Below are 24,743 nucleotides of genomic sequence, written 5' to 3'. Positions count from 1 at the left end.
TCGTGGTTTGGAATGGGGGAAAGTAAACGAGGAGTAAATTTTTATGGGCTTATGCAAGCCCATATGGTTAACAGAGATTTCTTATTCAAAAGAAGAAAAAGAACAGGCCCAAAACGAGCACAATATCAGCGATAAGCGGACAAAAAATTCCCTGCCAGTGAATGGCGCGCGGGCGGAAGCCCACGCCGTGGATAACGCCGGTACAAACCGCCCACATCAGCAGGAAGCCGTGCCAGATTTCCAGCTCGCTGGTTTTGGCCGCAAAGCGCGACGGATCCCAAAAGATACAGCCCGCTAGCGCCAGCGCCATCAATAAGGAAAGCGCCCTTAACGGGCGCTTGTCCATTATCGCATACATATACTTTATCATTCACGTCGCCTCTTTGTTGGCTACGTCTGCTGACCCCAGTCACTTACTTGTGTAAGCTCCTGGGGATTCACAGACTTGCCGCCTCGATGCAACCCGAATGATTTCGTATATCGCATCACGATAATACTCATCAGTGTTCTTCTTTACCTGCTTTGGTGGCTTCCACGTGCTCAAGCGCCAGCGCGGTAATCACCCCAAAAGCACAGGCAAGAAGCGTTCCCAAAATCCATGCGAAATACCACATATATAGCTCCTTACCTTAGTACAGCGAGTGGGTGTTCTTTTCGATGTCTTCGCGAGTGATGCGACCGAACATTTTCCAGTAACACCAGGCGGTGTAGGCCAGAATAATCGGTACGAAGACAATCGCCACGTAAGTCATCAGGTTCAGCGTCAGCTGGCTGGAGGTCGCATCCCACATGGTCAGGCTCGCGTTCATCGCCGTGCTTGATGGCATAATGAACGGGAACATGGCGATACCGGCAGTCAGAATGATGCACGCCAGCGTCAGCGAGGAGAACAGAAACGCCCATGCGCCTTTATCCGCTTTTGTCGAGATGACGGTCAACAGCGGCAGCGCCACGCCCAGAGCAGGAATCGCCCACAGCGCCGGCATGTTATTAAAGTTCACCATCCACGCGCCGGCTTCACGCGCGACTTCTTTGGTCAGCGGGTTAGACGGGCCGGTATGATCCATCACCGATTTCACCACATAACCGTCGATACCGTAGTAGACCCAAACGCCCGCCAGCGCGAAGCAGACCAGCGTCACCAGCGCCGCCACCGTAGACACGGAGCGGGTGCGCAGGTGCAGTTCACCCACGGTACGCATCTGCAGGTAGGTCGCGCCCTGCGTCAGGATCATCGCCACGCTAACAATACCGGCCAGCAGGCCAAACGGATTCAGCAACTGGAAGAAGTTACCGGTGTAGTACAGGCGCAGATATTCATCAACGTGGAACGGAACGCCCTGCAGCAGGTTGCCGAACGCCACGCCAATCACCAGCGGCGGCACGAAGCTGCCAACGAAGATGCCCCAGTCCCACATGTTACGCCAGCGGTTGTCCTCAATCTTCGAGCGGTAGTCGAAACCCACCGGACGGAAGAATAAAGACGCCAGCACCAGGATCATGGCCACATAGAAGCCGGAAAACGCGGCGGCGTAAACCATCGGCCAGGCGGCAAACAGCGCGCCGCCGGCGGTGATCAGCCACACCTGGTTTCCGTCCCAGTGCGGGGCAATGGCGTTAATCATAATTCGACGCTCGGTGTCGTTACGACCGAGGAAACGGGTGAGCATCCCCACCCCCATGTCGAAGCCATCGGCGACGGCAAAACCAATAAGCAAAATGCCGATCAGCAGCCACCAGATAAAACGCAATACTTCATAATCGATCATTTGACGACTCCTGTCTTAGCGTGCCGACTGAATAGCCGCAGAGGACTGTTCAAAGTGGTAGCGACCGGTTTTCAGGCTGCTTGGTCCTTTACGGGCAAACTTGAACATGAGGAACAGTTCAGCCACCAGGAACAGCGTGTACAGGCCACAAATCAGCACCATAGAGAAGATCAGGTCGCCCGCGGTCAGCGACGAGTTCGCGACGGCCGTCGGCAGCACCTCACCAATAGCCCACGGCTGACGGCCATATTCGGCGACAAACCAGCCCGATTCAACGGCAATCCACGGCAGCGGCAGGCCATAGAACGCGGCGCGCAGCAGCCATTTTTTCTCACCGATGCGGTTGCGAATCACGCTCCAGAAGGAGGCGCCGATAATCAACAGCATCAGCACGCCGCACGCTACCATAATACGGAAGGCGAAGTAGAGCGGCGCCACGGCAGGAATAGAGTCCTTGGTCGCCAGAGCAATCTGCTCTTCCGTCGCGTCAGAGACGTTGTCGGTATAGCGTTTCAGCAGCAGACCGTAGCCCAGATCTTTCTTCACGTCGTTAAAGCGATCGCGCACGGCCTGGTCGGTTGAACCGGCACGCAGCTGTTCCAGCAGCGCGTAAGCTTTCATCCCGTTACGGATACGCTCTTCGTGCTGAACCATGAGGTCTTTCAGGCCGGTAACCTGTTTATCCACGGATCGAGTCGCAATGATGCCCAGCGCGTAAGGAATTTGAATCGCGAAGCGGTTCTCCTGCGCCTTCTGATCGGGAATACCAAACAGGGTAAAGGCCGCCGGAGCAGGCTGAGTTTCCCATTCAGCTTCGATAGCCGCCAGTTTGGTTTTCTGCACGTCGCCCATTTCGTAGCCGGATTCATCACCGAGAACGATAACGGAGAGAATCGCCGCCATACCGAAGCTGGCTGCGATAGCGAAGGAGCGCTTGGCAAAAGCGAAGTCGCGGCCTTTGAGCATATACCAGGAGCTGATGGCAAGAATGAACATCGCGCCGGTCACGTAGCCTGACGCCACGGTATGAACGAACTTAACCTGAGCAACCGGGTTCAGGACCAGCTCAGAGAAGCTGACCATCTCCATACGCATGGTTTCAAAGTTGAAGTCCGACGCAATCGGGTTCTGCATCCAGCCGTTAGCGACGAGGATCCACAGCGCCGACAGGTTGGAGCCCAGCGCCACCAGCCAGGTCACGGCCATGTGCTGAACTTTGCCCAGACGATCCCAACCGAAGAAGAACAGACCGACAAAGGTAGATTCGAGGAAGAAGGCCATCAAACCTTCAATGGCCAGCGGCGCACCGAAGATATCGCCCACATAGTGAGAGTAGTAAGACCAGTTAGTCCCGAACTGGAACTCCATGGTCAGACCGGTTGCCACACCCAGCGCGAAGTTGATACCAAACAACTTGCCCCAGAACTTGGTCATATCTTTATAAATCTGTTTGCCGGAAAGGACGTAGACCGTTTCCATGATGGCCAGCAGGAACGCCATACCTAGCGTCAGCGGCACAAACAGGAAGTGGTACATCGCGGTCAAGGCAAACTGTAAGCGCGACAGTTCGACTATATCTAACATCATGACTCCTTGCTCATCGCATGAAGACTCCGAGAGTGAACCCCGTTAGAAAGGGTCACACGCATGCCCCAATACAAATTTATTTGCTTCTTCTCGTCACGCCCGTTTTCTCATGCAAGAAAACGATAGTAATGAGAAGTTACAAACATGTTAACAAAACACCCAAATTGATCCCGTGATTATATTACGCTGCAAAACCCTTACAATAAATAGGTTTTTATTGTGATAAATTTGCAGTTTTCGACAGCGATCAATTTATAGCGAAAATACCAGATTTCGGTCAATTTGATCCGCGACAATTTAACTCCATTTCGCGACCTTTTCCAAGTTTTAAACATTGATTTAAATCAATTTTCATTTTAAATGTTAATTATGTATACCGTGTACCGTACAGGTAAACACTAGGTTAACAATATGTTTTTCAAGAGTATCAACGGTTACTGAAAATGATAGTCCATTTATTTCGCCGCGGAGGGGAATTTAATGGGATGAGCGCTGGGCGCATTAATCCGGGCATCAGCTGACAATGTCGTGTAGCTCACAGATTTTTTTTATCAAGTTAATGCCCTAAATTTTTTGCTTATTACATTTATCATTGCGTTTACTTTCAATTAACACAGATGCGTAACTATCTCATTATCAAGTAAATGCGGCGTACATTCTCTTTCTTGTCGTTTTGTGACGCAACGCACCCTGCTCTTTATGCAGCAGACTTTCCCCCTACGCTTTTATCCACCCCGGAAAGCAGCTCTCCTGCCCCACTCCGCCATTCAACAAAAATGAAATATTAAATAAACAAATCATCATTTTATATCTTTAATCTAACAAATTTGCCGTGACGCATATAAAAAACCGCACATAAATTCCGTTACTATGTTCACAGAAAAATTTAAAGAATTGTATTTACCGCTTATTATCAAAGGCAAAATATAAAATAAGACCTTGCTCACAAACATCGCAATCTATTTATTAAAAAGATCTAAACAGAAATAACCCCCAGACAATAAGAAATCAACAACTATATGATAGAAAAGGATTTTTTAAAGAAAAATCAAAAACAAGACTTTTTTGAAAGATATTCTGAAAATAGATCAATTGCTTCCCCCCTTCGAACCACAGACACTCCAGCCCTATTAACAGGCGGCCATCATCAACGCTGCAAATATTAGAAAGTCGTTTTTATTTTTATACCATCAGCCTTACAGAGGATTACCCATGAAGAAATCAACACTTGTTATTGGCGTCATTGGTGCTGACTGCCATGCAGTAGGCAACAAAGTCCTGGACCGCGTTTTTACTGCCCATGATTTTCGCGTAATCAATCTGGGGGTGATGGTCAGTCAGGATGAATATATCGATGCCGCTATCGAAACCGGCGCGGACGCCATCGTTGTGTCGTCTATTTACGGCCACGGCGATATCGACTGCCTGGGACTGCGCGAACGCTGCATCGAACGCGGTATCGGCGATATTCTTCTTTACGTTGGCGGTAACCTGGTGGTCGGTAAGCATGATTTTGCCGACGTCGAGGCCAAATTCAAAGAGATGGGCTTCAATCGCGTCTTTGCCCCAAGCCACGATCTGGAAGACGTCTGCAGGCTGATGGCGAACGATATCAACCAGCGCCACGGCGTTGAACAGCAGTGTCTGGAAGAGGCTATCTGATGCAAACCGTCTCTGTCGATATCGGCTCGACGTGGACCAAAGCGGCCCTCTTCGCACAGGAGGGGGATGAGCTGACGCTGGTAAATCACGTTCTGACCCCGACCACTACCCATCACCTGGCGGAAGGCTTTTTTGCCAGCCTGAACCGGGTGCTTAACGTTGCCGATGCGCGCCCGTTGCTGCACCGCGGTGACGTCACGCTGAAATACTCTTCATCGGCAAAAGGCGGTCTTGCCGTTGCCGCGATGGGTCTGGTGCCGTCCATCACCCTGGAATCAGCAAAAGTCACCGCCCACTCGGCGGGGGCCAAAATCGCCCAATACTACGCCTACAAACTCAACCGCCACGATATCCAGGCGCTGGAAGCCACGCCGCCGGATATCCTGCTATTTACCGGCGGAACCGACGGCGGCGAGGAGAGCTACGGCCTGGCCAACGCCCATGCGCTGGCGGAGTCAACGCTCGACTGCGCCATTATCTATGCCGGAAACCGGGATATTCAGGACGAGGTTCAGGCCATCCTTGGCCACAAAGATTTGACCACGGTAGACAACATTCTGCCCGATCTCGATCACCCTAATCCCTACGCTGCCCGCAAGGCGATTTGCGATGTCTTCTTATCCCGAATCGTCAAAGGTAAAGGGCTGGACGTGATTGTCGCGGAAACCGGCGAAGAGCCGATGCCAACGCCGTGGACCGTCTACGAGCTGGTAAAAACCATCAGCCATTACGACAGCGCGTGGAAAGAGTTCATGCTGATCGATATGGGCGGCGCCACCACCGACGTCTACTCCGCCAGCGCCAACACGCTCTCTCCGGATACCGTTCTGCACGGGGTTCCGGAACCGTTTGTTAAACGTACGGTAGAAGGCGATCTCGGCATGCGCGTTTCAGCTGTCGTGGTCGGTGAAAGTACTCAGGAGCTGGTGAACGTGGTGTTTGCCCACCAGCCGCAGCGTCAGGAGGCCTTTTACCGCTACCTGCGCCATCTGGTCGCTCAGCCGGATTATCTGCCGCTCAACGAGGAAGAAAAATATTTCGACACCGTGCTGGCCGGGCTGTGCGTCGGCTACGCCAGCGAACGCCACGCGGGCACCAAAAAGCAGGTCTGCACCTGCGTGGGCAACGTCGATTTACAGATGGGCCGCGATCTGACCCCCGTGCGTAAAGTCGTCGGTTCCGGTGGATGGCTCTCCCGCGCCAGCGGCTTCGACATCCACCGCTGGCTGAAATACCGCGAACTGGATGACGACGGCAGACGCATTCTCCTGCCAACCCGGTTTGATTATTACCGCGATGCAAAAGGCCTGCTTCCGCTGCTGGCAAACGTTGCCAGGCTCTACCCCGAGCTCGCCGCTCGCACCAGCATTCACTGTTTAACCCTATAAATGAAGGCAGCTACGAATGGAACTTCGAAATAAAAAATTAACCCACGACGAATTCATGACCGAGCGGCATCAGGTATTGCAGACCTGGCATACCGGCAAGGACGTTGAGCACTTCGAAGATGGCGTGAAGTACCAGCAAACCATTCCTGAGAAAAAACGCTTTTCTCACGCTCTGCTTAAGGCCGACCAGGAGGGTAAAACCCTGAGCCAGCCGCGCGCGGGCGTGGCGCTGATGGATGAACATATTGCGCTGCTCAAAACCCTGCAGGAAGAGTGCGATCTGCTGCCCAGCACCATCGATGCCTATACCCGCCTCAACCGTTACGAAGAAGCGGCGGTCGGCATACAGAAATCCATCGAGGCGGGAACCTCCAAACTGAATGGTTTGCCGGTGGTTAACCACGGCGTCGCCGCCTGCCGCCGGATGACCGAAGCGCTGGAAAAACCGGTCCAGGTACGTCACGGTACGCCAGACGCGCGCCTGCTGGCGGAAATCTCCATGGCCAGCGGCTTTACCAGCTACGAAGGCGGCGGTATCTCCTACAACATTCCCTACGCCAAGCGCGTCACCCTGGAGAAGTCGATTCGCGACTGGCAGTACTGCGACCGCCTGATGGGCCTGTATGAAGAACACGGCATTCGTATTAACCGCGAACCGTTCGGCCCGCTGACCGGCACCCTGATCCCACCGTTTATGTCCCACGCGGTGGCCATTATCGAAGGTCTGCTGGCGCTGGAACAGGGCGTCAAGTCAATCACCGTCGGCTACGGCCAGGTCGGCAGCCTCACCCAGGACATCGCGGCGATTAAATCTCTTCGCGAACTCTCCCACGAATACTTTGGCAATTATGGATTCGACGATTACGAGCTGAGTACCGTCTTCCACCAGTGGATGGGCGGCTTTCCGGAAGATGAATCAAAAGCCTTTGCCATTATCTCCTGGGGCGCGGCGGTAGCCGGGATGTCCGGCGCCACCAAAGTGATCACCAAGAGCCCGCATGAAGCGTTCGGTATTCCCACCGCGGCGGCCAACGCGCAGGGGCTGAGGGCATCCCGCCAGATGCTCAATATGGTCAGCGATCAGAAGTTCCCGCCCTGCGCCGCGGTTGAGCAGGAAGTGGAGCTGATAAAAAGCGAGGTTCGCGCGGTGCTGAAGAAAGTGTTCGAGCTGGGCAACGGCGACATCGCCCGCGGTACGGTGCTGGCCTTTGAAGCGGGCGTCCTGGACGTGCCTTTTGCCCCCGCATCCTGCAACGCGGGCAAAATTTTGCCGGTTCGCGACAATGCCGGCGCCATTCGCGTGCTTGAAGCCGGCGCGGTTCCGCTGCCGAAGGACATCCTCGCCCTGCACCACGATTACGTCGCTGAACGTGCGCATTTTGAAGGACGCAAACCCTCATTCCAGATGGTTGTTGATGACATCAACGCGGTATCCCACAGTAAATTAATAGGAAGACCATAATGAAAATTAAACAGGCCCTTTTCACCGCTGGCTACTCTTCATTCTATTTTGACGATCAGCAGGCGATTAAAAACGGCGCGGGTCATGATGGGTTCATTTATACCGGTGCTCCGGTAACGCCAGGCTTCACCTCGGTACGCCAGGCGGGTGAATGCGTATCCGTCCAGCTGATTCTGGAAAACGGCGCGGTGGCGGTCGGTGACTGTGCCGCCGTACAGTACTCCGGCGCGGGCGGCCGCGACCCGCTGTTCCTGGCGGAGAACTTTATCCCGTTCCTCAACGATCATATCAAACCGCTGCTGGAGGGCCGCGATGTCGATACCTTCCTGCCGAACGCCCGCTTCTTCGACAAGCTGCGCATCGACGGTCATCTGCTGCATACCGCCGTCCGCTACGGTCTTTCCCAGGCGCTGCTCGACGCCACCGCGCTGGCCAGCGGCCGCCTGAAGGCGGAGGTGGTTTGCGACGAATGGCAGCTGCCCTGCATACCGGAAGCGATTCCGTTATTTGGTCAGAGCGGCGACGACCGCTACATCGCCGTGGACAAAATGATCCTCAAAGGCGTTGACGTCCTGCCGCATGCGCTCATTAACAACGTCGAAGAGAAGCTGGGTCTCAAAGGGGAAAAACTGCGTGAGTATGTCCGCTGGCTATCCGACCGCATCTTAAGCCTGCGCACCAGCCCCCGCTATCGCCCCACGCTGCATATCGACGTGTACGGCACCATCGGCCTGATTTTCAATATGGATCCGGTTCGCTGCGCCGACTATATCGCCAGCCTGGAGCAAGAGGCGCAGGGCCTGCCGCTCTACATAGAAGGCCCGGTGGATGCGGGTAATAAACCGGACCAGATCCGTATGCTCACGGCCATCACCAAAGAGCTGACCCGCCTCGGTTCCGGCGTAAAAATTGTCGCCGACGAGTGGTGTAACACCTATCAGGACATCGTTGACTTTACCGATGCCGGCAGCTGCCACATGGTGCAGATCAAAACCCCGGATCTCGGCGGCATTCATAACATCGTGGACGCGGTGCTGTACTGCAACAAACACGCGATGGAAGCCTATCAGGGCGGTACCTGTAACGAAACCGAGATCAGCGCCCGCACCTGCGTTCACGTCGCGCTGGCCGCGCGTCCGATGCGCATGCTGATCAAGCCGGGCATGGGCTTCGACGAAGGTCTTAACATCGTGTTTAACGAAATGAACCGCACCATCGCGCTGTTGCAGACTAAGGATTAAGAGATGGCTCGTACCTTTAAGATCTTATCGCCGACGGCAATCCTCGGCTATGGCTTCCCGGAAGAGAGCTTTCGTAAAGCTATGGAGGCATCGCCGGATCTGATTGCCGTTGACGCCGGTTCATCCGATCCCGGCCCCCACTATCTGGGGGCAGGCAAACCTTTTACCGACCGGGCCGGGGTGAAACGCGATCTGCGCTATATGATCGTCGCCGGCGTGAAGAACAACATTCCGGTGGTGATCGGTACCGCTGGAGGATCCGGCGCCGCGCCGCATCTGGAGTGGTGTCGGCAGATTATCCATGAGATTGCGCAGGAAGAAAAACTGTCGTTCTCCATGGCGCTGATCCCGTCTGATGTCGATAAAGCCATCGTTCATCAGGCGCTGGATAACGGCAAAATCACCGCCCTGGACTTTGTGCCTGAACTGACCCACGAGGCCATTGAAGAGAGTACCTATATCGTCGCCCAGATGGGGATCGAACCCTTTCAGCGGGCGCTGGCAGCCGGCGCCCAGGTGGTGCTTGGCGGCCGGGCGTACGATCCGGCCTGCTTCGCGGCGCTGCCGATTATGCAGGGCTTTGACGAGGGGCTCGCCCTGCACTGCGGCAAGATCCTCGAATGCGCGGCCATTGCCGCCACGCCGGGCTCCGGTTCCGACTGCGCCATGGGGATTATCGACGACAGCGGCTTTACGCTGAAAGCGTTTAATCCAAAGCGTAAGTTTACCGAAACCTCTGCGGCGGCGCATACGCTGTACGAGAAGTCCGATCCGTATTTCCTGCCCGGTCCGGGCGGCGTGCTGAACCTGAAAGGATGCACCTTCAAAGCCGTCAACGAAGGCGAGGTTTACGTCAGCGGTTCTCGTCATGAAGCGACGCCGTACGCGCTGAAGCTGGAAGGCGCGCGGCGGGTCGGTTTCCGCTGCCTGACCATTGCCGGAACGCGCGATCCGATCATGATTGCCGGAATCGATAATATTCTTGAAGAGGTACAGACCAGCGTCGCACGCAACCTCTCCCTGAACGATGACAGCATCCGCATGACCTTCCATCTGTATGGAAAGAACGGCGTGATGGGCAATCACGAACCGATGAAAACCGCCGGGCACGAACTGGGCATCCTGCTTGATGTCGTTGCGCCAACCCAGGATATCGCCAACAGCGTCTGTTCGCTGGTGCGCTCTACCCTGCTGCACTACGGCTATGAAAACCGCATTGCCACCGCGGGCAACCTCGCCTTCCCGTTCTCGCCTTCCGATATTCAGAGCGGTCCGGTGTATGAGTTCTCAATCTATCACCTGATCGAAGCCAGCGACGCGCTGCGCTTTGACTTCCATATCGAACAGGTGACGCCAGAAGGAGTTCAGGCATGAAACAATCCCTATGCTCACTGGCGCAGGTGATCCGCTCCAAAAACGCCGGACCGTATGAACTGGTTTTAGATATTTTATTTAAAACCCGGGAAGATTATCAGCGGGTCAAACGTTCTGAGCAATTAACCCCGCAGCTTATTGCCGGCTTATATAACGTAAAGCCTGATTTTATTCATCGCATTATCTGGTTCGATCCGGCCAACGCGGTAAAAATCGTCATGCCGCGGGATATTATTTCCGGCAACGTCGGGGACAATGATGTTTATGGTGCTCAGCAGCATGCGCCGCTATTAAGTATTGAGTTCGATTTCTAATTCTATATCCAATGGATTTCGAGTTGCATTGAGGCGGCAACTGAGAGACAAATTCGTCAGGAACGAATTTGAACAGCCGGAGGCTGCCTTCGGTGAGGGACATGGATGTCCCTCATTCATCCCCAGGAGCTTACATCCGTACGTGACAGGGGTGAGCAAAGGCAGCCAACAAAAATGCAGATTGAAAGACGACGGATATAAAAATACAACAACATCCATTGGTATACAGGATTTCGCTGTATCACTGTATTCCAGACAATTTATGCGGTTAGTCACCACAGGCGTACGTCTGCGCTGCTGCCTGGCGCAGGCGTACGCCGCCCTACACCACTTCACGACTAACCCTGTTCCGATGGAGTAAATATGAAAAAAATAAGTTTAACCAAAATGATCATATTAGGCCTGATACTCGGCATGATTGCCGGGGTGATCATTAATAATATGGCATCAGCAGATACAGCAAAATCCTATGCGCAGGATATCTCCATTTTTACCACTATATTTTTACGCCTGGTAAAAATGATTATCGCCCCGCTGGTAATATCAACGCTGGTGGTCGGCATCGCCAAAATGGGCGATGCGAAAACGCTCGGGCGCATATTCTCTAAAACCTTTTTCCTGTTTATTTGCGCCTCGCTGCTGTCGATTGCGCTGGGTCTGGTGATCGTCAATCTGTTCCAGCCAGGCGCGGGCATCAACTTTGTCCCCCACGATGCCGGAGCCGTGGCCGCCGTTCAGTCCGAGCCCTTCACCCTGAAAGTGTTTATCTCGCACGCGGTACCCACCAGCATCGTTGATGCGATGGCGCGCAACGAAATTCTGCAAATCGTGGTGTTCTCTATTTTCCTCGGCTGCAGCCTGGCGGCGATCGGCGAAAAAGCCGAGCCCATTGTGAAGGTGCTCGATTCGCTGGTCCACGTGATGCTGAAGCTCACAGGGTACGTCATGCTGTTCGCGCCGCTGACCGTTTTCGCCGCCATCTCTGGGCTGATTGCCGAGCGCGGTCTTGGCGTGATGGTCAGCGCCGGGATCTTTATGGGTGAGTTCTACCTGACGCTGGGCATGCTGTGGGCAATCCTGATTGGCCTGTCGACGGTGATTGTCGGCCCATGTATCAGCCGCCTGACCAAAGCGATCTTCGAGCCCGCGCTGCTGGCCTTCACCACATCCAGCTCAGAAGCTGCCTTCCCAGGAACCCTCGATAAGCTGGAAAAATTCGGCGTCTCTTCCAAAATCGCCAGCTTCGTCCTGCCCATCGGTTACTCCTTTAACCTGGTCGGCTCCATGGCCTACTGCTCGTTCGCCACGGTGTTTATCGCCCAGGCCTGTAACGTCCACCTCAGCATGGGCGAGCAGATCACCATGCTGCTGATCCTGATGCTGACTTCCAAAGGGATGGCGGGCGTGCCGCGCGCCTCAATGGTGGTTATCGCCGCGACGCTGAACCAGTTCAACATTCCGGAAGCGGGCCTGATCCTGCTGATGGGCGTCGACCCGTTCCTCGATATGGGTCGCTCCGCCACCAACGTGATGAGTAACGCCATGGGCGCCGCCATCGTTGGCCGTTGGGAAGGCGAGCATTACGGAGAAGGCTGCCGCGGCACCGCCCCGGTCAAAAAACCGGAGCAGGAGCGCCCTGCCAGCGAAACGTCAGAAGTGGCGATGTCCTGACAGCAAAATGGCTATGAGCCCCAGGCCGGATACGTCCGGCCCGGTTCCCTCCAATCATCCCAACGGGACACCCCATGAACGTGAAATTTCTTGGCACCTGCATCTTAACCGCCAGCTTACTGTTTAGCGCCGCCGCGCAGGCGCAAAGCGCGCCGGACTACGCCAGCATCATCGAGCAGGCACATCAGAAATATAAGAGTAATCACGACGGTAAAGTCGCCGACTATATCCCTGCCCTGGCGAGCTATAGCCCGAATAATTTCGCCATTACGCTCGCGACGGTCGAAGGCAAAATTTACCAGACCGGCGACGTGACAAAAGCCTTTCCGATGGAATCCTTAAGTAAAGTTTTCACCCTGGCGCTGGCAATGGAGCAGCGCGGGCCGCAGGAGGTGCTGGATAAACTCGGCGCGAACGCGACCGGCCTGCCCTTCAATTCCGGCTTAGCCGTCGAGCTCACGCAAGGCGCGCCGGAGAACCCGTTAGTCAACGCCGGCGCCATGAGCACCGTGAGCCTGATTGCGGCGAAAGACAAAACCGACCGCTGGAACAACATTCTCAACAACCTCAACGCCTGGGCCGACAGCTCCCTGAGCGTTAACGAGCCGGTATTTCAATCCGAAATGGAGACCAATCAGCATAACCAGGCGCTGGCGATGCTGATGAATTCATACCGCAGCTTCTATGGCGACCCTCAGGAAGCCGTCGAAATCTACACCCGTCAGTGTTCGGTGGATATCACCGTTGAGCAGCTCGCCAAAATGGGGGCCGTACTCGCCAACAATGGCAAATCACCGTTCAACGGCAAGCAGCTGCTCACCGCCAGCTACGTCCCGCAGGTGCTGGCGGAAATGGCGATCGCCGGGCTGTACGACGGCAGCGGCAAATGGCTGTACACCGTCGGTATCCCGGCAAAATCCGGCGTTGGCGGCGGAATGGTCGCCGTCGTTCCCGGGCAATACGCTATCGCCGTCTACTCCCCTCCGCTGGATGCAGCCGGCAACAGCGTCCGCGCCCAGCAGACCATCGAGTACGTCGCGAATGCGACGCGGGCCAATCTCTTTTTAGCGAAATAGTGAGAAGTAAAATGTCGAAACCCTTTGTCTGGCAGGAACTTTTTGTTCAGAGCAACGATAATACCGAATATGAACTGCTAACGAATCAACATGTTAAGGTGACAGAGTTAGATGGAGAAGAGGTCATCAAGGTTGCGCCGGAAGCGTTAACATTGCTGGCTCAGCAGGCATTTTATGAGGCGTCGTTTTTCCTGCGCGCCGGGCACTTAAAGCAGATCGCCAGCATCCTGCACGACCCGCAGGCCAGCGGCAACGATAAATACGTTGCGCTACAGCTGCTGCGCAACGCCGAAGTCTCGGCAAAAGGCGTGCTGCCAAACTGCCAGGATACCGGGACCGCCACCATCGTCGCGAGCAAAGGCCAGAACGTCTGGACCGGAGGCAACGACGCGGAAGCTCTGAGTCAGGGCATCTACACCACCTTTCAGGAAAACAATTTACGCTATTCGCAAAATGCCCCCCTTGATATGTATACCGAGGTCAACACCGAGACCAACCTGCCCGCGCAGATTGATATCAGCGCGGTGCCGGGCAGTGAATACCGCTTCCTCTTCGTCAATAAAGGCGGCGGTTCGGCGAACAAAGCCGCGCTATTTCAGGAAACAAAATCTATTCTGCAGCCGGAAAAACTCACCGCCTTCCTGATTGAAAAAATGAAGGCGCTGGGCACCGCCGCCTGCCCGCCGTACCACATCGCCTTTGTGGTGGGGGGCCTGTCGGCGGACCAGGCGTTGAAGGTGGCGAAGCTGGCTTCGACAAAATATTACGACAATCTGCCCACCAGCGGAAACGAACTGGGCCAGGCGTTTCGCGATACGTCGCTGGAAGCGGCGCTGCTCAAAGCCAGCCGCGAGTTCGGCATCGGCGCACAGTTTGGCGGCAAATACTTCGCCCACGACATTCGCGTGATTCGCCTGCCGCGGCACGGCGGCTCCTGCCCTATCGCAATGGCGCTTTCCTGCTCCGCCGACCGAAACATCAAAGCCAAAATCAACAAACACGGCATCTGGCTGGAGAAGCTGGAACATAACCCGGGCAAGTTTATCCCTGATTCTCAGCGCATAGAAAACGGGGCGCAGACCGTCCAGCTCGATCTGAACCGGCCGCTGCGCGACATCCTCCACGACCTGTCAGCCCTGCCCGTGGGCACCCGGCTATCGCTGAGCGGTCCGATTGTCGTCGCCCGCGACATCGCCCATGCCCAAATCAAAGCGCGTCTGGATAACGGCGAACCGATGCCGGAGTATATGCGCAAGCATATTGTCTACTACGCCGGCCCGGCGAAAACGCCGAATAATCTGGCCTGCGGCTCGCTGGGCCCCACCACCGGCGGACGCATGGATGGGTATGTTGACGCTTTCCAGGCGGCGGGCGGCAGTCTGATCATGCTTTCCAAAGGCAACCGCAGCCAGCAGGTGACCGAGGCCTGCCATAAACACGGCGGCTTTAATCTCGGCAGCATCGGCGGCGCGGCGGCCCTACTGGCGCAGCAGTATGTGAAAAGTTTGCGCTGCCTGGAGTATCCGGAGCTGGGCATGGAAGCGGTATGGATGATGGAAGTCGAAAATCTGCCCGCGTTTGTGCTGGTTGACGACAAAGGCAACAACTTCTTTAGCCAGTTCGAGCAGCAGCACCGCTGCGCCACCTGTCCGGCAGGACACTAAGGAGCATTTATGCACGCGCGAGGCAATCCCGACCGCCATCGTCAGCGCCAGCAGAAGCTGAAAACGCAGGTTGCTACCCGCGTGGCGGCGGCAACGGAGCAAAAAGGCATTCTGATCGTCTTCACCGGCAACGGAAAAGGTAAATCCACCGCCGCCTTCGGTACGGCAACGCGCGCCGTCGGCCACGGTAAGCGCGTCGGTGTTGCCCAGTTCATTAAAGGCCAGTGGGATAATGGAGAGTACAACACACTGCATCCTCTGGGCGTTGAGTTTCACATTATGGGCACCGGCTTTACCTGGGAAACGCAAAACCGGGAGGCAGATATCGAGGCGGCGTCGGCCGTATGGCAGGAGAGCAAGCGCATGCTGGCCGACCCGAGCTACGATCTGGTGGTGCTGGATGAACTTACCTATATGCTGGCGTATCACTATCTGGATACTCAGGAAGTGATCGCGGCGATAGAGAATCGTCCGCCACGGCAGAACGTGATTGTCACCGGCCGCGGCTGCCACGCCCGGCTGCTGGAGCTTGCCGATACGGTTAGTGAGCTGCGTCCGGTGAAGCACGCCTTTGACAGCGGTATTCAGGCGCAGGTGGGAATCGACTGGTAGTTTTACCCGGCTCGCGCTACGCTTAGCCGGGCTACGGGTTCACATTCGTCTGCGGGCCGATAGCCCGGACAGATGCGCAGCATCGCCTCCGGGAAATGATGCCACTCTGCGCTATGCTCCCGGGGGCGGCGCTCGACGCGCCTTGCCCGGGCTACGGGTTCACAGCGTTCTGCGGGCCGGTAGCCCGGACAGATGCGCAGCATCGCCTCCGGGAAATGATGCCGCTCTGCGCTATGCTCCCGGGGGCGGCGCTCGACGCGCCTTGCCCGGGCTACGGGTTCACTGCCGTCTGCGGGCCGGTAGCCCGGACAGATGCGCAGCATCGCCTCCGGGAAATTCAGCCACTCTGCGCTATGCTCCCGGGGGCGGCGCTTGATGCGCCTTGCCCGGGCTACGGGTTCACCGCCGTCTGCGGGCCGGTAGCCCGGACAGATGCGCAGCATCGCCTCCGGGAAATGATGCCACTCTGCGCCCGGCACCGCCGTCTGCGGCGCTGACAACGCGCCGTCAGGCTGCCGAGACCACCGATTTTTGCAGCAGCCACTCGCGGAATACCTGTAAATGTCGGGATTCCGCTTTATCCTCCTGCCACGTCATAATGAAGCGGTTGCCGGTGCGAATCGGTACATCGCAGGGGATCACCATCTCACCGCTATCCAGGTCATGCTGAATGGCAAAACGCGGCAGCAGCGCCACCCCCAGGTTCGAACGCACCGCCGCAATCAGCATTGAGAGCAGGTCAAAACGCGGACCGATGTTGATCTGCGGGCTGGTGATATTCGACAGCGCAAACCACTCCTGCCAGCCGTGAATTCGCGTGCTTTGATGCAGCAGCGGAAACTCGCCCAGCAGCTCCTCGACCGCCAGCTTCTGCCCGGGTTCGGACAGCAGCCCGCAGCCGCACACCGGCAGAATTTCCTCTTCGAACAGATACTCAACCTCCGCCCACGGCGAGCAAAAGTCCTCGCGCATAATGGCGGCATCGTACTCGCGGCTAAGAAAATCGCCAATATTAGCCAGCGAATGAATATTAACGATAATGCCCGGATGTAATTTATTAAACTCGCGCAGGTTGGGGATCAGCCAGTGGGTGCTAAAGGTAGGATTGACGGCCAGCTCAAGCACCTGCACCGTCGGTTGCCATGTCATAATGGAGTTGGTATCACGTTCCAGTTTGTTTAGCGTTTCCTTAACGATAGTCAAATAATGCTTGCCAGCCGCATTTAAAAAAATCCTTTTTTTAGCATGATTAAATAATGACGTATGGAGGAAATCCTCCAGCGCCGTGACCTGTCGGAACACGGCGCTTTGTGTTAAAGCCAACTCTTCCGCTGCTCGAGTATAACTTTCGTGGCGAGCCACAACCTCAAAGGTCACCAGTAATTCAGTTTTGGGGATTTTTCCTCTCATAACGTCTTCCATTTACGGCGTGCAAAAAATTGTTTAATAGATAAAAAAAGCGCGCAAGGACATCAGATTAGCCCCGGGTGTTATATTTTATTTTACCTTCAGATGTCATTGATCTATTCCATGATTAATGCACACTGTTATTGATCAAATAATAACCAATAATACCCAGGCACTACAATAAACACAATTTAAACAATGTGATTGCCATGCAAATAACAGCAATAAGTTGTCAATATTTTTTCACATTAACTTGTTTATTTGCGAAGTCAGTCGATGAGACGGTGAAATTTAATTGCCCGCTGGTGAGCATAAATGAAAATTTTTCCGCGATCGGCCACACATTATGAGCGCTCCAGGAAAAATCTGTATTAACGATAAAACGGCGGCTAATCGACTTACCGTGAAGCGGCTGCGAGATGCCGATCGCGGAACGACTGCGGGCTGGTGCGATGAGCGGCGCGAAACACCCGACAAAAGTAGCTGGTTTGCGCAAACTGAAGCTTACGCGCTACGCTGTCTACCGAATATGACGGATCGCCAAGCAGTTCTCCGGCACGCTGCATTTTGCGCTGATTAACCCAGACTTTAAAATTCACCCCCTGGCGTTTTTTAAAAAAACGACTAAAATAATTTGCGCTTAAACAAACGTGAGCGGCGACGGTCTCTAAAGACAGCTCACCATATAAATTTTCATCAATATAGCGTAATGCCGACAGCAGTTTTATTTCATGCGACGATTTTTGCGAATAATAAAACTCTCTCTTATGCCGCAACGGTTTCTCGTCCACTTGCCTGTTTTCTGCAATCGCAGACATATTATTAACGATAAAATGCAGTAATCTTATCGCCGCCGCCCGATGCTGGTTGTCGGTCGCGTTATGATGGTCGCAAATAATATAACCGGATAATGTATTGTCCTGAATCAGCGGTAAGGCAAAGAAATTTAACCCACCATAGCCAGCAGGTAGTCGATTGTCATTCGCCTCAATCACCGTGGTCTCCAGCCCGGTAGCCCGCGAAAAAAGCGCTGCCAGCGAGCTAAAGCCCTCCCATTGTTCATGCCTTTTCTTTCGCACCACATTATTCCCCACCGCCTTTTGCAAGCACTTAATATGCAAAATAGTGCGGATAAAAAGGATGATGCCGGACGCAAAAAATAATCTCATTTGCGCAGATGAATATGATTAAACGGCATGAAATCGCGGGCGAAAACGGCGTAACGCCTGATGGCGCAGCGGCAGGCAAAAAAAAGGCCATCATCAGATGGCCAACCATGTCGAAATTGGACCAGCCCTTAACCATGCAGAACGTCAGGGCTGTTTTTTTTACTTATTACTTAATTACGGTTTTCAGCGCTTCGCCGATATCGGCCAGGCTGCGAACGGTCTTCACGCCAGCGGCTTCCAGCGCGGCGAATTTCTCATCCGCCGTCCCTTTACCACCGGCAATGATGGCGCCCGCGTGACCCATACGTTTGCCTTTCGGCGCGGTCACGCCGGCGATGTAGCCGACAACCGGTTTGGTCACGTGATCTTTGATGTAAGCGGCCGCTTCTTCTTCCGCGCTACCGCCGATCTCACCGATCATGACGATCGCTTCGGTCTGCGGATCTTCCTGGAACAGCTTCAGGATATCGATGAAGTTAGAGCCCGGGATCGGGTCGCCGCCGATGCCCACGCAGGTAGACTGGCCGAAGCCGTAATCAGTGGTCTGCTTAACCGCTTCATAGGTCAGGGTACCGGAACGGGAAACGATGCCCACTTTACCCGGCTGGTGAATGTGGCCCGGCATGATGCCGATTTTGCATTCGCCTGGGGTGATCACGCCCGGGCAGTTCGGCCCGATCATGCGCACGCCCGCTTCATCCAGCTTCACCTTCACGGTCAGCATATCCAGCGTCGGGATGCCTTCGGTGATAGTGATAATCAGTTTAATGCCTGCATCGATAGCTTCCAGGATGGAGTCTTTGCAGAACGGCGCCGGAACGTAGATAACGGATGCGGTTGCGCCGGTCGCTTCTACCGCTTCGCGCACGGTGTTGAACACCGGCAGGCCCAGATGGGTGGTGCCGCCTTTGCCCGGCGTTACGCCGCCAACCATTTGCGTACCGTAAGCGATGGCTTGTTCAGAGTGGAATGTACCCTGGCTACCGGTGAAGCCCTGGCAGATAACCTTGGTATCTTTATTAATTAAAACGGACATTATTTCCCCTCCACTGCGGCAACAACCTGCTGAGCTGCATCCGTCAGACTTTTCGCTGCAATAATATTCAGGCCGCTGTCAGCCAGTTTCTTCGCGCCCAGTTCGGCGTTGTTACCTTCCAGACGAACCACTACCGGGACGTTAACGCCCACTTCGGCTACCGCGCCGATGATGCCGTCGGCAATCAGGTCGCAGCGTACGATACCGCCGAAGATGTTAACCAGAACCGCTTTTACGTTGTCGTCAGAGAGGATGATTTTAAACGCTTCGGTGACGCGCTCTTTGGTTGCGCCGCCGCCAACGTCGAGGAAGTTAGCCGGTTCGCCGCCGTGCAGCTTAACGATGTCCATGGTGCCCATGGCCAGGCCCGCGCCGTTCACCATGCAGCCGATGTTGCCGTCCAGCGCGACGTAGTTCAGCTCCCACTGCGCCGCCTGAGCCTCGCGCGGGTCTTCCTGCGACTGGTCGCGCATTTCGCGCAGGTCCGGCTGGCGGAACAGCGCGTTGCCGTCAGCGCCCAGTTTACCGTCGAGACAGATCAGGTCGCCCTGCTTAGTGATCACCAGCGGGTTGATTTCGATCAGCGCCAGATCGCGCTCAAGGAAAATGGTCGCCAGGCCCATAAAGATTTTGGTGAACTGCTGAACCTGTTTACCTTCCAGACCCAGTTTGAACGCCAGTTCGCGGCCCTGGTAAGGCATCGGACCCGCCAGCGGATCGATGGCGATTTTGTGGATCAGGTGCGGGGTCTCTTCCGCCACTTTTTCGATTTCCACGCCGCCTTCGGTAGAGGCCATAAAGACCACGCGACGGGAGCTACGGTCAACAACCGCGCCCAGGTACAGCTCTTTATCAATATCGGTCGCCGCTTCAACCAGAATCTGGTTAACCGGCTGGCCGTTCGCATCTGTTTGATAGGTGACGAGGCGTTTGCCCAGCCAGTGTTCAGCAAATGCGCGAATGTCTTCTTTGCTCTTCACTACTTTCACACCGCCCGCTTTGCCGCGGCCACCAGCGTGAACCTGACATTTCACTACCCACGGACCCGCGCCGATTTTTGAAGCGGCTTCTTCTGCTTCACGCGGAGTAGTACAGGCATAACCCACCGGCGCCGGTAAGCCATAGCGGGCAAAGAGTTGTTTTGCCTGATATTCATGTAAGTTCATGTGTTCAGTCCATCCTTCAGGGAATAATTATAAACCTGTAGGCCTGATAACGGCGCTCGCGCGCTTTACCCGGCCTACGGTAGGTCATACTCTTGCTGACTACACGTCCAGCAGCAGACGAGTCGGGTCTTCCAGCAGCTCTTTAATCGCAACCAGGTAGCCAACCGACTCACGTCCGTCGATCAGACGATGGTCGTAGGAGAGCGCCAGGTACATCATCGGCAGAATTTCCACCTTACCATTCACCGCCATCGGACGATCTTTAATGGCATGCATACCCAGAATCGCGCTCTGCGGCGGGTTGATGATCGGCGTGGACATCAGAGAACCGAATACGCCGCCGTTGGTAATGGTGAAGTTACCGCCGGTCAGGTCGTCTACGGTCAGCTTGCCGTCGCGGCCTTTTACTGCCAGCTCTTTAATTTTCTTCTCGATATCCGCCATGCCCAGCAGATCGACGTCGCGCAGAACCGGGGTGACCAGGCCGCGAGGCGTGGAGACCGCCATGCTGACGTCGAAATAGTTGTGGTACACCACGTCGTCGCCATCGATAGAGGCGTTCACTTCCGGATAGCGTTTCAGCGCTTCCACGACCGCCTTCACGTAGAAGGACATGAAGCCCAGGCGGATACCGTGACGTTTTTCAAACGCGTCACCGTACTGCTTACGCAGATCCATAATCGGCTTCATGTTGACTTCGTTGAAGGTCGTCAGCATGGCGGTGGAGTTTTTCGCTTCCAGCAGACGCTCGGCAACGCGTTTGCGCAGACGGGTCATCGGCACGCGTTTTTCCGAGCGGTTGCCCAGCTGCGCCGCCGGAGCAGCAGCAGCAGCGGGAGCAGCCGCCGGCGCTTCAGCTTTAGCCGGCGCGCTCGCCAGATGCTTCTCCACGTCTTCACGGGTCAGGCGGCCGCCAACGCCGGTGCCTTTAATGGCCGCCGCGTCGAGGCTGTGTTCCGCCAGCAGACGGCGAATCGCCGGGCTCAGCGCATCGTTGTTTTGTTCTTCCAGAGAAGCCTGCTGGCGCTGGGCCGGCGTCGACTCTTTGGCATCGGCTTTCGCACCGGACTCTTTGCCCGCGCTGTTGCCTTCACGCAGGCGGCCGAGGATCTGACGAGAGAGCACGGTAGCGCCTTCGTCTTCAATCACCGCGTCCAGAATGCCATCCGCTGAAGCCGGTACTTCCAGTACCACTTTGTCAGTTTCGATTTCTACCAGCACTTCGTCACGAACAACCGCATCGCCCGGTTTTTTATGCCAGGTGGCAACCGTTGCGTCAGCTACGGACTCAGGCAGGTCGGGAACCAGAATATCTACGCTACTCATTATGTATCCTTTAATTAATCGACGTTCAGCGCGTCATTGACCAGATCTTGTTGCTGTTTCTGGTGAACGGACAGGTATCCTACCGCCGGAGAGGCGGAGGCCGGGCGGCCTGCATAACGCAGAGAGGCCCCAAACGGAATCACTTCACGGAAGTGATGCTGGCTGCAGTACCACGCGCCCTGGTTGAGCGGTTCTTCCTGACACCAGACAAAATCATGCACGTGCGCATACGGTTTCAGCGCTTCCTGTACCGCCTGGTGCGGGAACGGGTAGAGCTGCTCTATGCGAACGATAGCGACATCTTTTTGCTCTTTCTTGCGGCGCTGTTCCAGCAGGTCGTAATAAACCTTACCAGAGCACAGCACAACACGCTTCACGGCTTTCGGGTCGAGATCGTCGATTTCACCAATTGCCGGCTGGAAGGTGCCGTTAGCCAGTTCGTCCATGCTCGATACCGCCAGCGGGTGACGCAGCAGCGATTTCGGCGACATCACGATCAGCGGGCGACGCATACCGCGCAGCGCCTGACGACGCAGCATATGGTAAACCTGCGCCGGCGTGGACGGTACGCAAACCTGCATGTTCTGCTCGGCGCAGAGCTGCAGATAGCGTTCCAGACGCGCGGAGGAGTGCTCCGGCCCCTGGCCTTCGTAGCCGTGCGGCAGCAGCATCACCAGACCGCACATACGGCCCCACTTCTGCTCGCCGGAGCTGATGAACTGGTCGATAACCACCTGCGCGCCGTTGGCGAAGTCGCCGAACTGCGCTTCCCAGATGGTCAGAGTACGCGGCTCTGCGGTGGCATAGCCGTATTCAAACGCCAGGACCGCTTCTTCCGACAGCACGGAGTCCCAGACTTTAAAATGGCCCTGACCGTTGTGGACGTGCTGCAGCGGCGTATAGGTTGAACCATTTTTCTGGTTATGGATCACCGCGTGGCGGTGGAAGAAGGTCCCGCGCCCGGAGTCTTCGCCGGACAGACGCACCGAAATACCTTCATCGACCAGCGTGGCGTAGGCGAGGTTTTCCGCGCCGCCCCAGTCGAACAGCTTCTCGCCGGCGGCCATTGCCTGACGATCGCCATAGATTTTCGCAACGCGCGACTGCATCTCAACGGCTTCCGGCACCGTACTGATGCGTTTCGCCAGCTCCTGCAGACGCTTAGGTTCAACTTTGTCCGGATAGCTCTCATCCCACTCGTGGTTGAGGTACGGGGACCAGGTAAAGGAGTGCATGTTCATCGGACGCCACTCCTGCACCACGCATTCGCCGGCATCCAGCGCGTCGCGGTAGAGGTTAACCTGCTCGGTAGCGTCTTCCAGCGTCGCGACCTTATCGGCTTCCAGCTTGTCAGCGTAGATTTTGCGCGGGGTCGGATGTTTTTTGATTTTCTGATACATCAGCGGCTGGGTTGCGCTCGGCTCGTCGGCTTCGTTGTGGCCGTGACGGCGGTAGCAAACCAGGTCGATGAAGACATCGCGTTTGAAGGTATTACGGAAATCCAGCGCCAGGCGGGTCACGAAAGCGACCGCTTCCGGGTCATCGGCGTTGACGTGGAAAATCGGCGACTGCACCATCTTACCGATGTCGGTGCAGTACGGGGTAGAACGCGCATCCAGCGGGTTAGACGTGGTGAATCCCACCTGGTTGTTAATCACGATGCGTACGGTACCGCCCACTTCGTAACCGCGCGCTTTGGACATGTTCAGGGTTTCCTGAACCACGCCCTGGCCGGTGACCGCGGCGTCGCCGTGAATGGTGATCGGCAGAACTTTGTTGCTGCTCGGTTCGTCGAGACGATCGAGGCGAGCGCGTACGGAGCCGATAACCACCGGGCTGACGATTTCCAGGTGCGACGGGTTAAACGCCAGCGCCAGGTGCACCAGGCCGCCTTCGGTTTCCATGTCGGACGAGAAGCCCATGTGGTACTTCACGTCACCGGTACCGAGATGTTCTTTATGTTTACCGGCAAATTCGTCGAACAGGTCCTGCGGTTTTTTACCCAGCACGTTGACCAGTACGTTCAGACGACCGCGGTGCGCCATGCCCAGCACCACTTCGCGGGTGCCGCTCTTACCCGCGTGGCGGATAATCTCTTTGAGCATCGGGATCAGCGCATCGCCGCCTTCCAGCGAGAAGCGTTTCGCGCCCGGGAATTTCGCCCCGAGGTAGCGTTCGAGGCCTTCCGCCGCGGTCAGCTCGCTCAGGAAGCGTTTTTTCTCTTCGGCGCTAAAGCTCGCTTTGCCCGCTACCGACTCGATACGCTGCTGGATCCAGCGTTTTTCTTCGGTAGAAGTAATGTGCATATATTCCGCGCCGATGGAGCCACAATAGGTTTGCTTCAGGGCAGAGATCAGATCGCCCAGCTTCATCGTGTCTTTACCGATGGCAAAAGAACCTACGTTATAGATCTCCTGGAAATCGGCCTCGGTCAGATCGTGGTAAGCCGGATCGAGATCCGCCACTCTCTCTTGCTGCCACAGTCCCAGCGGATCGAGATTCGCATGCTGGTGACCACGGAAGCGGTATGCGTTGATGAGCTGCAGGACTTTAACCTGCTTCACATTGGTGTCAGGGTCGGAAATCGAAGAAGTGTAACGCGAGGCATCCTTCGCCAGGCGGCGGAAATAATCACGCGTTTTGGAATGAAATTGATCCGGTTTGACTCCGGTGCCAGGTAACTGCTGGAACATAGAACGCCAGTTGGCGTCAACAGAGTCAGGATCGGTTAAGAAGTCTTCATAGAGCTGTTCTATCCAGCTCTGGTTCGAACCAGAGAGGTAAGAAGAGTCCAGCCAGGCTTTCATTGCGCCGTTCTG

At 55.6% G+C, this 24,743-nt stretch carries 20 protein-coding genes and 1 pseudogene; 10 read left to right on the top strand and 11 right to left on the bottom strand.

Translation table 11 applies throughout. The annotated features are described in order from the left end of the window. Positions 1–85: 85 nt before the first annotated feature. The 4 genes from ybgE to cydA all read right to left on the bottom strand — a co-directional run bounded on the left by ybgE (position 86) and on the right by cydA (position 3,353). Positions 86–370 carry a cyd operon protein YbgE gene (gene ybgE / locus FQK12_RS09825; protein WP_004130577.1) on the bottom strand — a complete coding sequence of 95 codons (285 nt, stop codon included), beginning with the start codon at positions 368–370 and terminating at the stop codon, positions 86–88. Between the two features lie 130 nt (positions 371–500). Further along, positions 501–614 carry a cytochrome bd-I oxidase subunit CydX gene (gene cydX / locus FQK12_RS09820; protein ID WP_004100325.1) on the bottom strand — a complete coding sequence of 38 codons (114 nt, stop codon included), beginning with the start codon at positions 612–614 and terminating at the stop codon, positions 501–503. A gap of 15 nt (positions 615–629) precedes the next feature. Further along, positions 630–1,769, bottom strand: coding sequence for a cytochrome d ubiquinol oxidase subunit II (gene cydB / locus FQK12_RS09815; protein ID WP_004848954.1), 1,140 nt, complete (start codon positions 1,767–1,769; stop codon positions 630–632). 15 nt (positions 1,770–1,784) lie between these two features. Next, entirely contained in the window at positions 1,785–3,353 is a 1,569-nt protein-coding gene (gene cydA / locus FQK12_RS09810; protein WP_004130574.1) for a cytochrome ubiquinol oxidase subunit I, read from the bottom strand. Between the two features lie 1,215 nt (positions 3,354–4,568). Between cydA and glmS the strand changes: the two genes are divergently transcribed. The 10 genes and pseudogenes from glmS (at position 4,569) to cobO (ending at position 15,820) form a co-directional block, all read left to right on the top strand. Beyond that, entirely contained in the window at positions 4,569–5,018 is a 450-nt protein-coding gene (glmS, locus tag FQK12_RS09805; protein ID WP_004848951.1) for a methylaspartate mutase subunit S, read from the top strand. Further along, positions 5,018–6,406 carry a methylaspartate mutase accessory protein GlmL gene (gene glmL / locus FQK12_RS09800; protein WP_014228454.1) on the top strand — a complete coding sequence of 463 codons (1,389 nt, stop codon included), beginning with the start codon at positions 5,018–5,020 and terminating at the stop codon, positions 6,404–6,406. Before glmS ends, glmL begins: the two co-directional genes overlap by 1 nt. Positions 6,407–6,422: 16 nt before the next feature. Continuing rightward, the gene (locus FQK12_RS09795; RefSeq protein WP_004848945.1) at positions 6,423–7,868 is read left to right on the top strand and encodes a methylaspartate mutase subunit E; all 1,446 of its coding nucleotides are present in this window, start codon (positions 6,423–6,425) and stop codon (positions 7,866–7,868) included. Beyond that, complete coding sequence (locus FQK12_RS09790) at positions 7,868–9,109, top strand: methylaspartate ammonia-lyase (RefSeq protein WP_014228453.1); 1,242 nt, start codon at positions 7,868–7,870, stop codon at positions 9,107–9,109. Before FQK12_RS09795 ends, FQK12_RS09790 begins: the two co-directional genes overlap by 1 nt. 3 nt (positions 9,110–9,112) lie before the next feature. Then, a complete protein-coding gene (locus FQK12_RS09785) occupies positions 9,113–10,483 on the top strand; it encodes an acyclic terpene utilization AtuA family protein (protein WP_014228452.1) in 1,371 nt (456 codons plus the stop codon). Further along, positions 10,480–10,797, top strand: coding sequence for a DUF4387 domain-containing protein (locus tag FQK12_RS09780; RefSeq protein ID WP_004848939.1), 318 nt, complete (start codon positions 10,480–10,482; stop codon positions 10,795–10,797). Before FQK12_RS09785 ends, FQK12_RS09780 begins: the two co-directional genes overlap by 4 nt. Positions 10,798–11,160: 363 nt before the next feature. Further along, positions 11,161–12,439, top strand: a pseudogene (locus FQK12_RS09775) (dicarboxylate/amino acid:cation symporter); the annotation flags it as partial. 103 nt (positions 12,440–12,542) lie between these two features. Then, positions 12,543–13,544, top strand: coding sequence for a glutaminase A (glsA, locus tag FQK12_RS09770; protein WP_014228450.1), 1,002 nt, complete (start codon positions 12,543–12,545; stop codon positions 13,542–13,544). 11 nt (positions 13,545–13,555) lie between these two features. Beyond that, a complete protein-coding gene (locus FQK12_RS09765; protein WP_014228449.1) occupies positions 13,556–15,208 on the top strand; it encodes a class I fumarate hydratase in 1,653 nt (550 codons plus the stop codon). A 9-nt stretch (positions 15,209–15,217) separates the two neighbouring features. Then, positions 15,218–15,820: a cob(I)yrinic acid a,c-diamide adenosyltransferase gene (cobO, locus tag FQK12_RS09760; protein ID WP_014228448.1), complete on the top strand. Its 603-nt coding sequence runs from the start codon at positions 15,218–15,220 to the stop codon at positions 15,818–15,820. A 2-nt stretch (positions 15,821–15,822) separates the two neighbouring features. On the opposite strand, the gene FQK12_RS27610 is transcribed toward cobO, so the two are convergent. The 7 genes from FQK12_RS27610 to sucA form a co-directional block, all read right to left on the bottom strand. Further along, positions 15,823–16,320 carry a hypothetical protein gene (locus FQK12_RS27610; RefSeq protein ID WP_224357520.1) on the bottom strand — a complete coding sequence of 166 codons (498 nt, stop codon included), beginning with the start codon at positions 16,318–16,320 and terminating at the stop codon, positions 15,823–15,825. A 7-nt stretch (positions 16,321–16,327) separates the two neighbouring features. Continuing rightward, on the bottom strand, positions 16,328–17,230 hold the full coding sequence (locus FQK12_RS09750) for a LysR family transcriptional regulator (RefSeq protein WP_004848928.1): 903 nt from the start codon (positions 17,228–17,230) through the stop codon (positions 16,328–16,330). Positions 17,231–17,625: 395 nt separating this feature from the next. Next, on the bottom strand, positions 17,626–18,396 hold the full coding sequence (locus FQK12_RS09745) for a helix-turn-helix transcriptional regulator (RefSeq protein ID WP_014228445.1): 771 nt from the start codon (positions 18,394–18,396) through the stop codon (positions 17,626–17,628). 166 nt (positions 18,397–18,562) lie between these two features. Continuing rightward, positions 18,563–19,432: a succinate--CoA ligase subunit alpha gene (gene sucD, locus FQK12_RS09740; RefSeq protein ID WP_004100288.1), complete on the bottom strand. Its 870-nt coding sequence runs from the start codon at positions 19,430–19,432 to the stop codon at positions 18,563–18,565. Then, positions 19,432–20,598 carry an ADP-forming succinate--CoA ligase subunit beta gene (sucC, locus tag FQK12_RS09735; protein ID WP_004848923.1) on the bottom strand — a complete coding sequence of 389 codons (1,167 nt, stop codon included), beginning with the start codon at positions 20,596–20,598 and terminating at the stop codon, positions 19,432–19,434. Before sucC ends, sucD begins: the two co-directional genes overlap by 1 nt. A gap of 99 nt (positions 20,599–20,697) precedes the next feature. Next, the gene (gene odhB / locus FQK12_RS09730; protein WP_014228443.1) at positions 20,698–21,924 is read right to left on the bottom strand and encodes a 2-oxoglutarate dehydrogenase complex dihydrolipoyllysine-residue succinyltransferase; all 1,227 of its coding nucleotides are present in this window, start codon (positions 21,922–21,924) and stop codon (positions 20,698–20,700) included. A gap of 14 nt (positions 21,925–21,938) precedes the next feature. Further along, positions 21,939–24,743: 2-oxoglutarate dehydrogenase E1 component (gene sucA, locus FQK12_RS09725; RefSeq protein ID WP_146295705.1), on the bottom strand; the 2,805-nt coding region annotated here is incomplete at its 5' end.

It is taken from the genome of Klebsiella sp. ME-303 (genome assembly GCF_007910085.1).
Taxonomy (GTDB): Bacteria; Pseudomonadota; Gammaproteobacteria; order Enterobacterales; family Enterobacteriaceae; genus Klebsiella; species Klebsiella michiganensis.
The sequence above is the reverse complement of the archived record's forward strand: the minus strand, read 5'-3'. Positions and strand labels throughout refer to the sequence as shown.

Coding starts and splice junctions, on each gene's coding strand:
- cydA (WP_004130574.1), bottom strand. CDS start 3,353: ATGTTAGATATAGTCGAACTGTCGCGCTTACAGTTTGCCTTGACCGCG.
- cobO (WP_014228448.1), top strand. CDS start 15,218: ATGCACGCGCGAGGCAATCCCGACCGCCATCGTCAGCGCCAGCAGAAG.
- sucD (WP_004100288.1), bottom strand. CDS start 19,432: ATGTCCGTTTTAATTAATAAAGATACCAAGGTTATCTGCCAGGGCTTC.
- FQK12_RS09745 (WP_014228445.1), bottom strand. CDS start 18,396: ATGAGATTATTTTTTGCGTCCGGCATCATCCTTTTTATCCGCACTATT.
- glmS (WP_004848951.1), top strand. CDS start 4,569: ATGAAGAAATCAACACTTGTTATTGGCGTCATTGGTGCTGACTGCCAT.
- glsA (WP_014228450.1), top strand. CDS start 12,543: ATGAACGTGAAATTTCTTGGCACCTGCATCTTAACCGCCAGCTTACTG.
- cydX (WP_004100325.1), bottom strand. CDS start 614: ATGTGGTATTTCGCATGGATTTTGGGAACGCTTCTTGCCTGTGCTTTT.
- FQK12_RS09780 (WP_004848939.1), top strand. CDS start 10,480: ATGAAACAATCCCTATGCTCACTGGCGCAGGTGATCCGCTCCAAAAAC.
- FQK12_RS09795 (WP_004848945.1), top strand. CDS start 6,423: ATGGAACTTCGAAATAAAAAATTAACCCACGACGAATTCATGACCGAG.
- cydB (WP_004848954.1), bottom strand. CDS start 1,769: ATGATCGATTATGAAGTATTGCGTTTTATCTGGTGGCTGCTGATCGGC.
- sucC (WP_004848923.1), bottom strand. CDS start 20,598: ATGAACTTACATGAATATCAGGCAAAACAACTCTTTGCCCGCTATGGC.
- odhB (WP_014228443.1), bottom strand. CDS start 21,924: ATGAGTAGCGTAGATATTCTGGTTCCCGACCTGCCTGAGTCCGTAGCT.
- FQK12_RS09790 (WP_014228453.1), top strand. CDS start 7,868: ATGAAAATTAAACAGGCCCTTTTCACCGCTGGCTACTCTTCATTCTAT.
- glmL (WP_014228454.1), top strand. CDS start 5,018: ATGCAAACCGTCTCTGTCGATATCGGCTCGACGTGGACCAAAGCGGCC.
- FQK12_RS09765 (WP_014228449.1), top strand. CDS start 13,556: ATGTCGAAACCCTTTGTCTGGCAGGAACTTTTTGTTCAGAGCAACGAT.
- FQK12_RS09750 (WP_004848928.1), bottom strand. CDS start 17,230: ATGAGAGGAAAAATCCCCAAAACTGAATTACTGGTGACCTTTGAGGTT.
- ybgE (WP_004130577.1), bottom strand. CDS start 370: ATGATAAAGTATATGTATGCGATAATGGACAAGCGCCCGTTAAGGGCG.
- FQK12_RS09785 (WP_014228452.1), top strand. CDS start 9,113: ATGGCTCGTACCTTTAAGATCTTATCGCCGACGGCAATCCTCGGCTAT.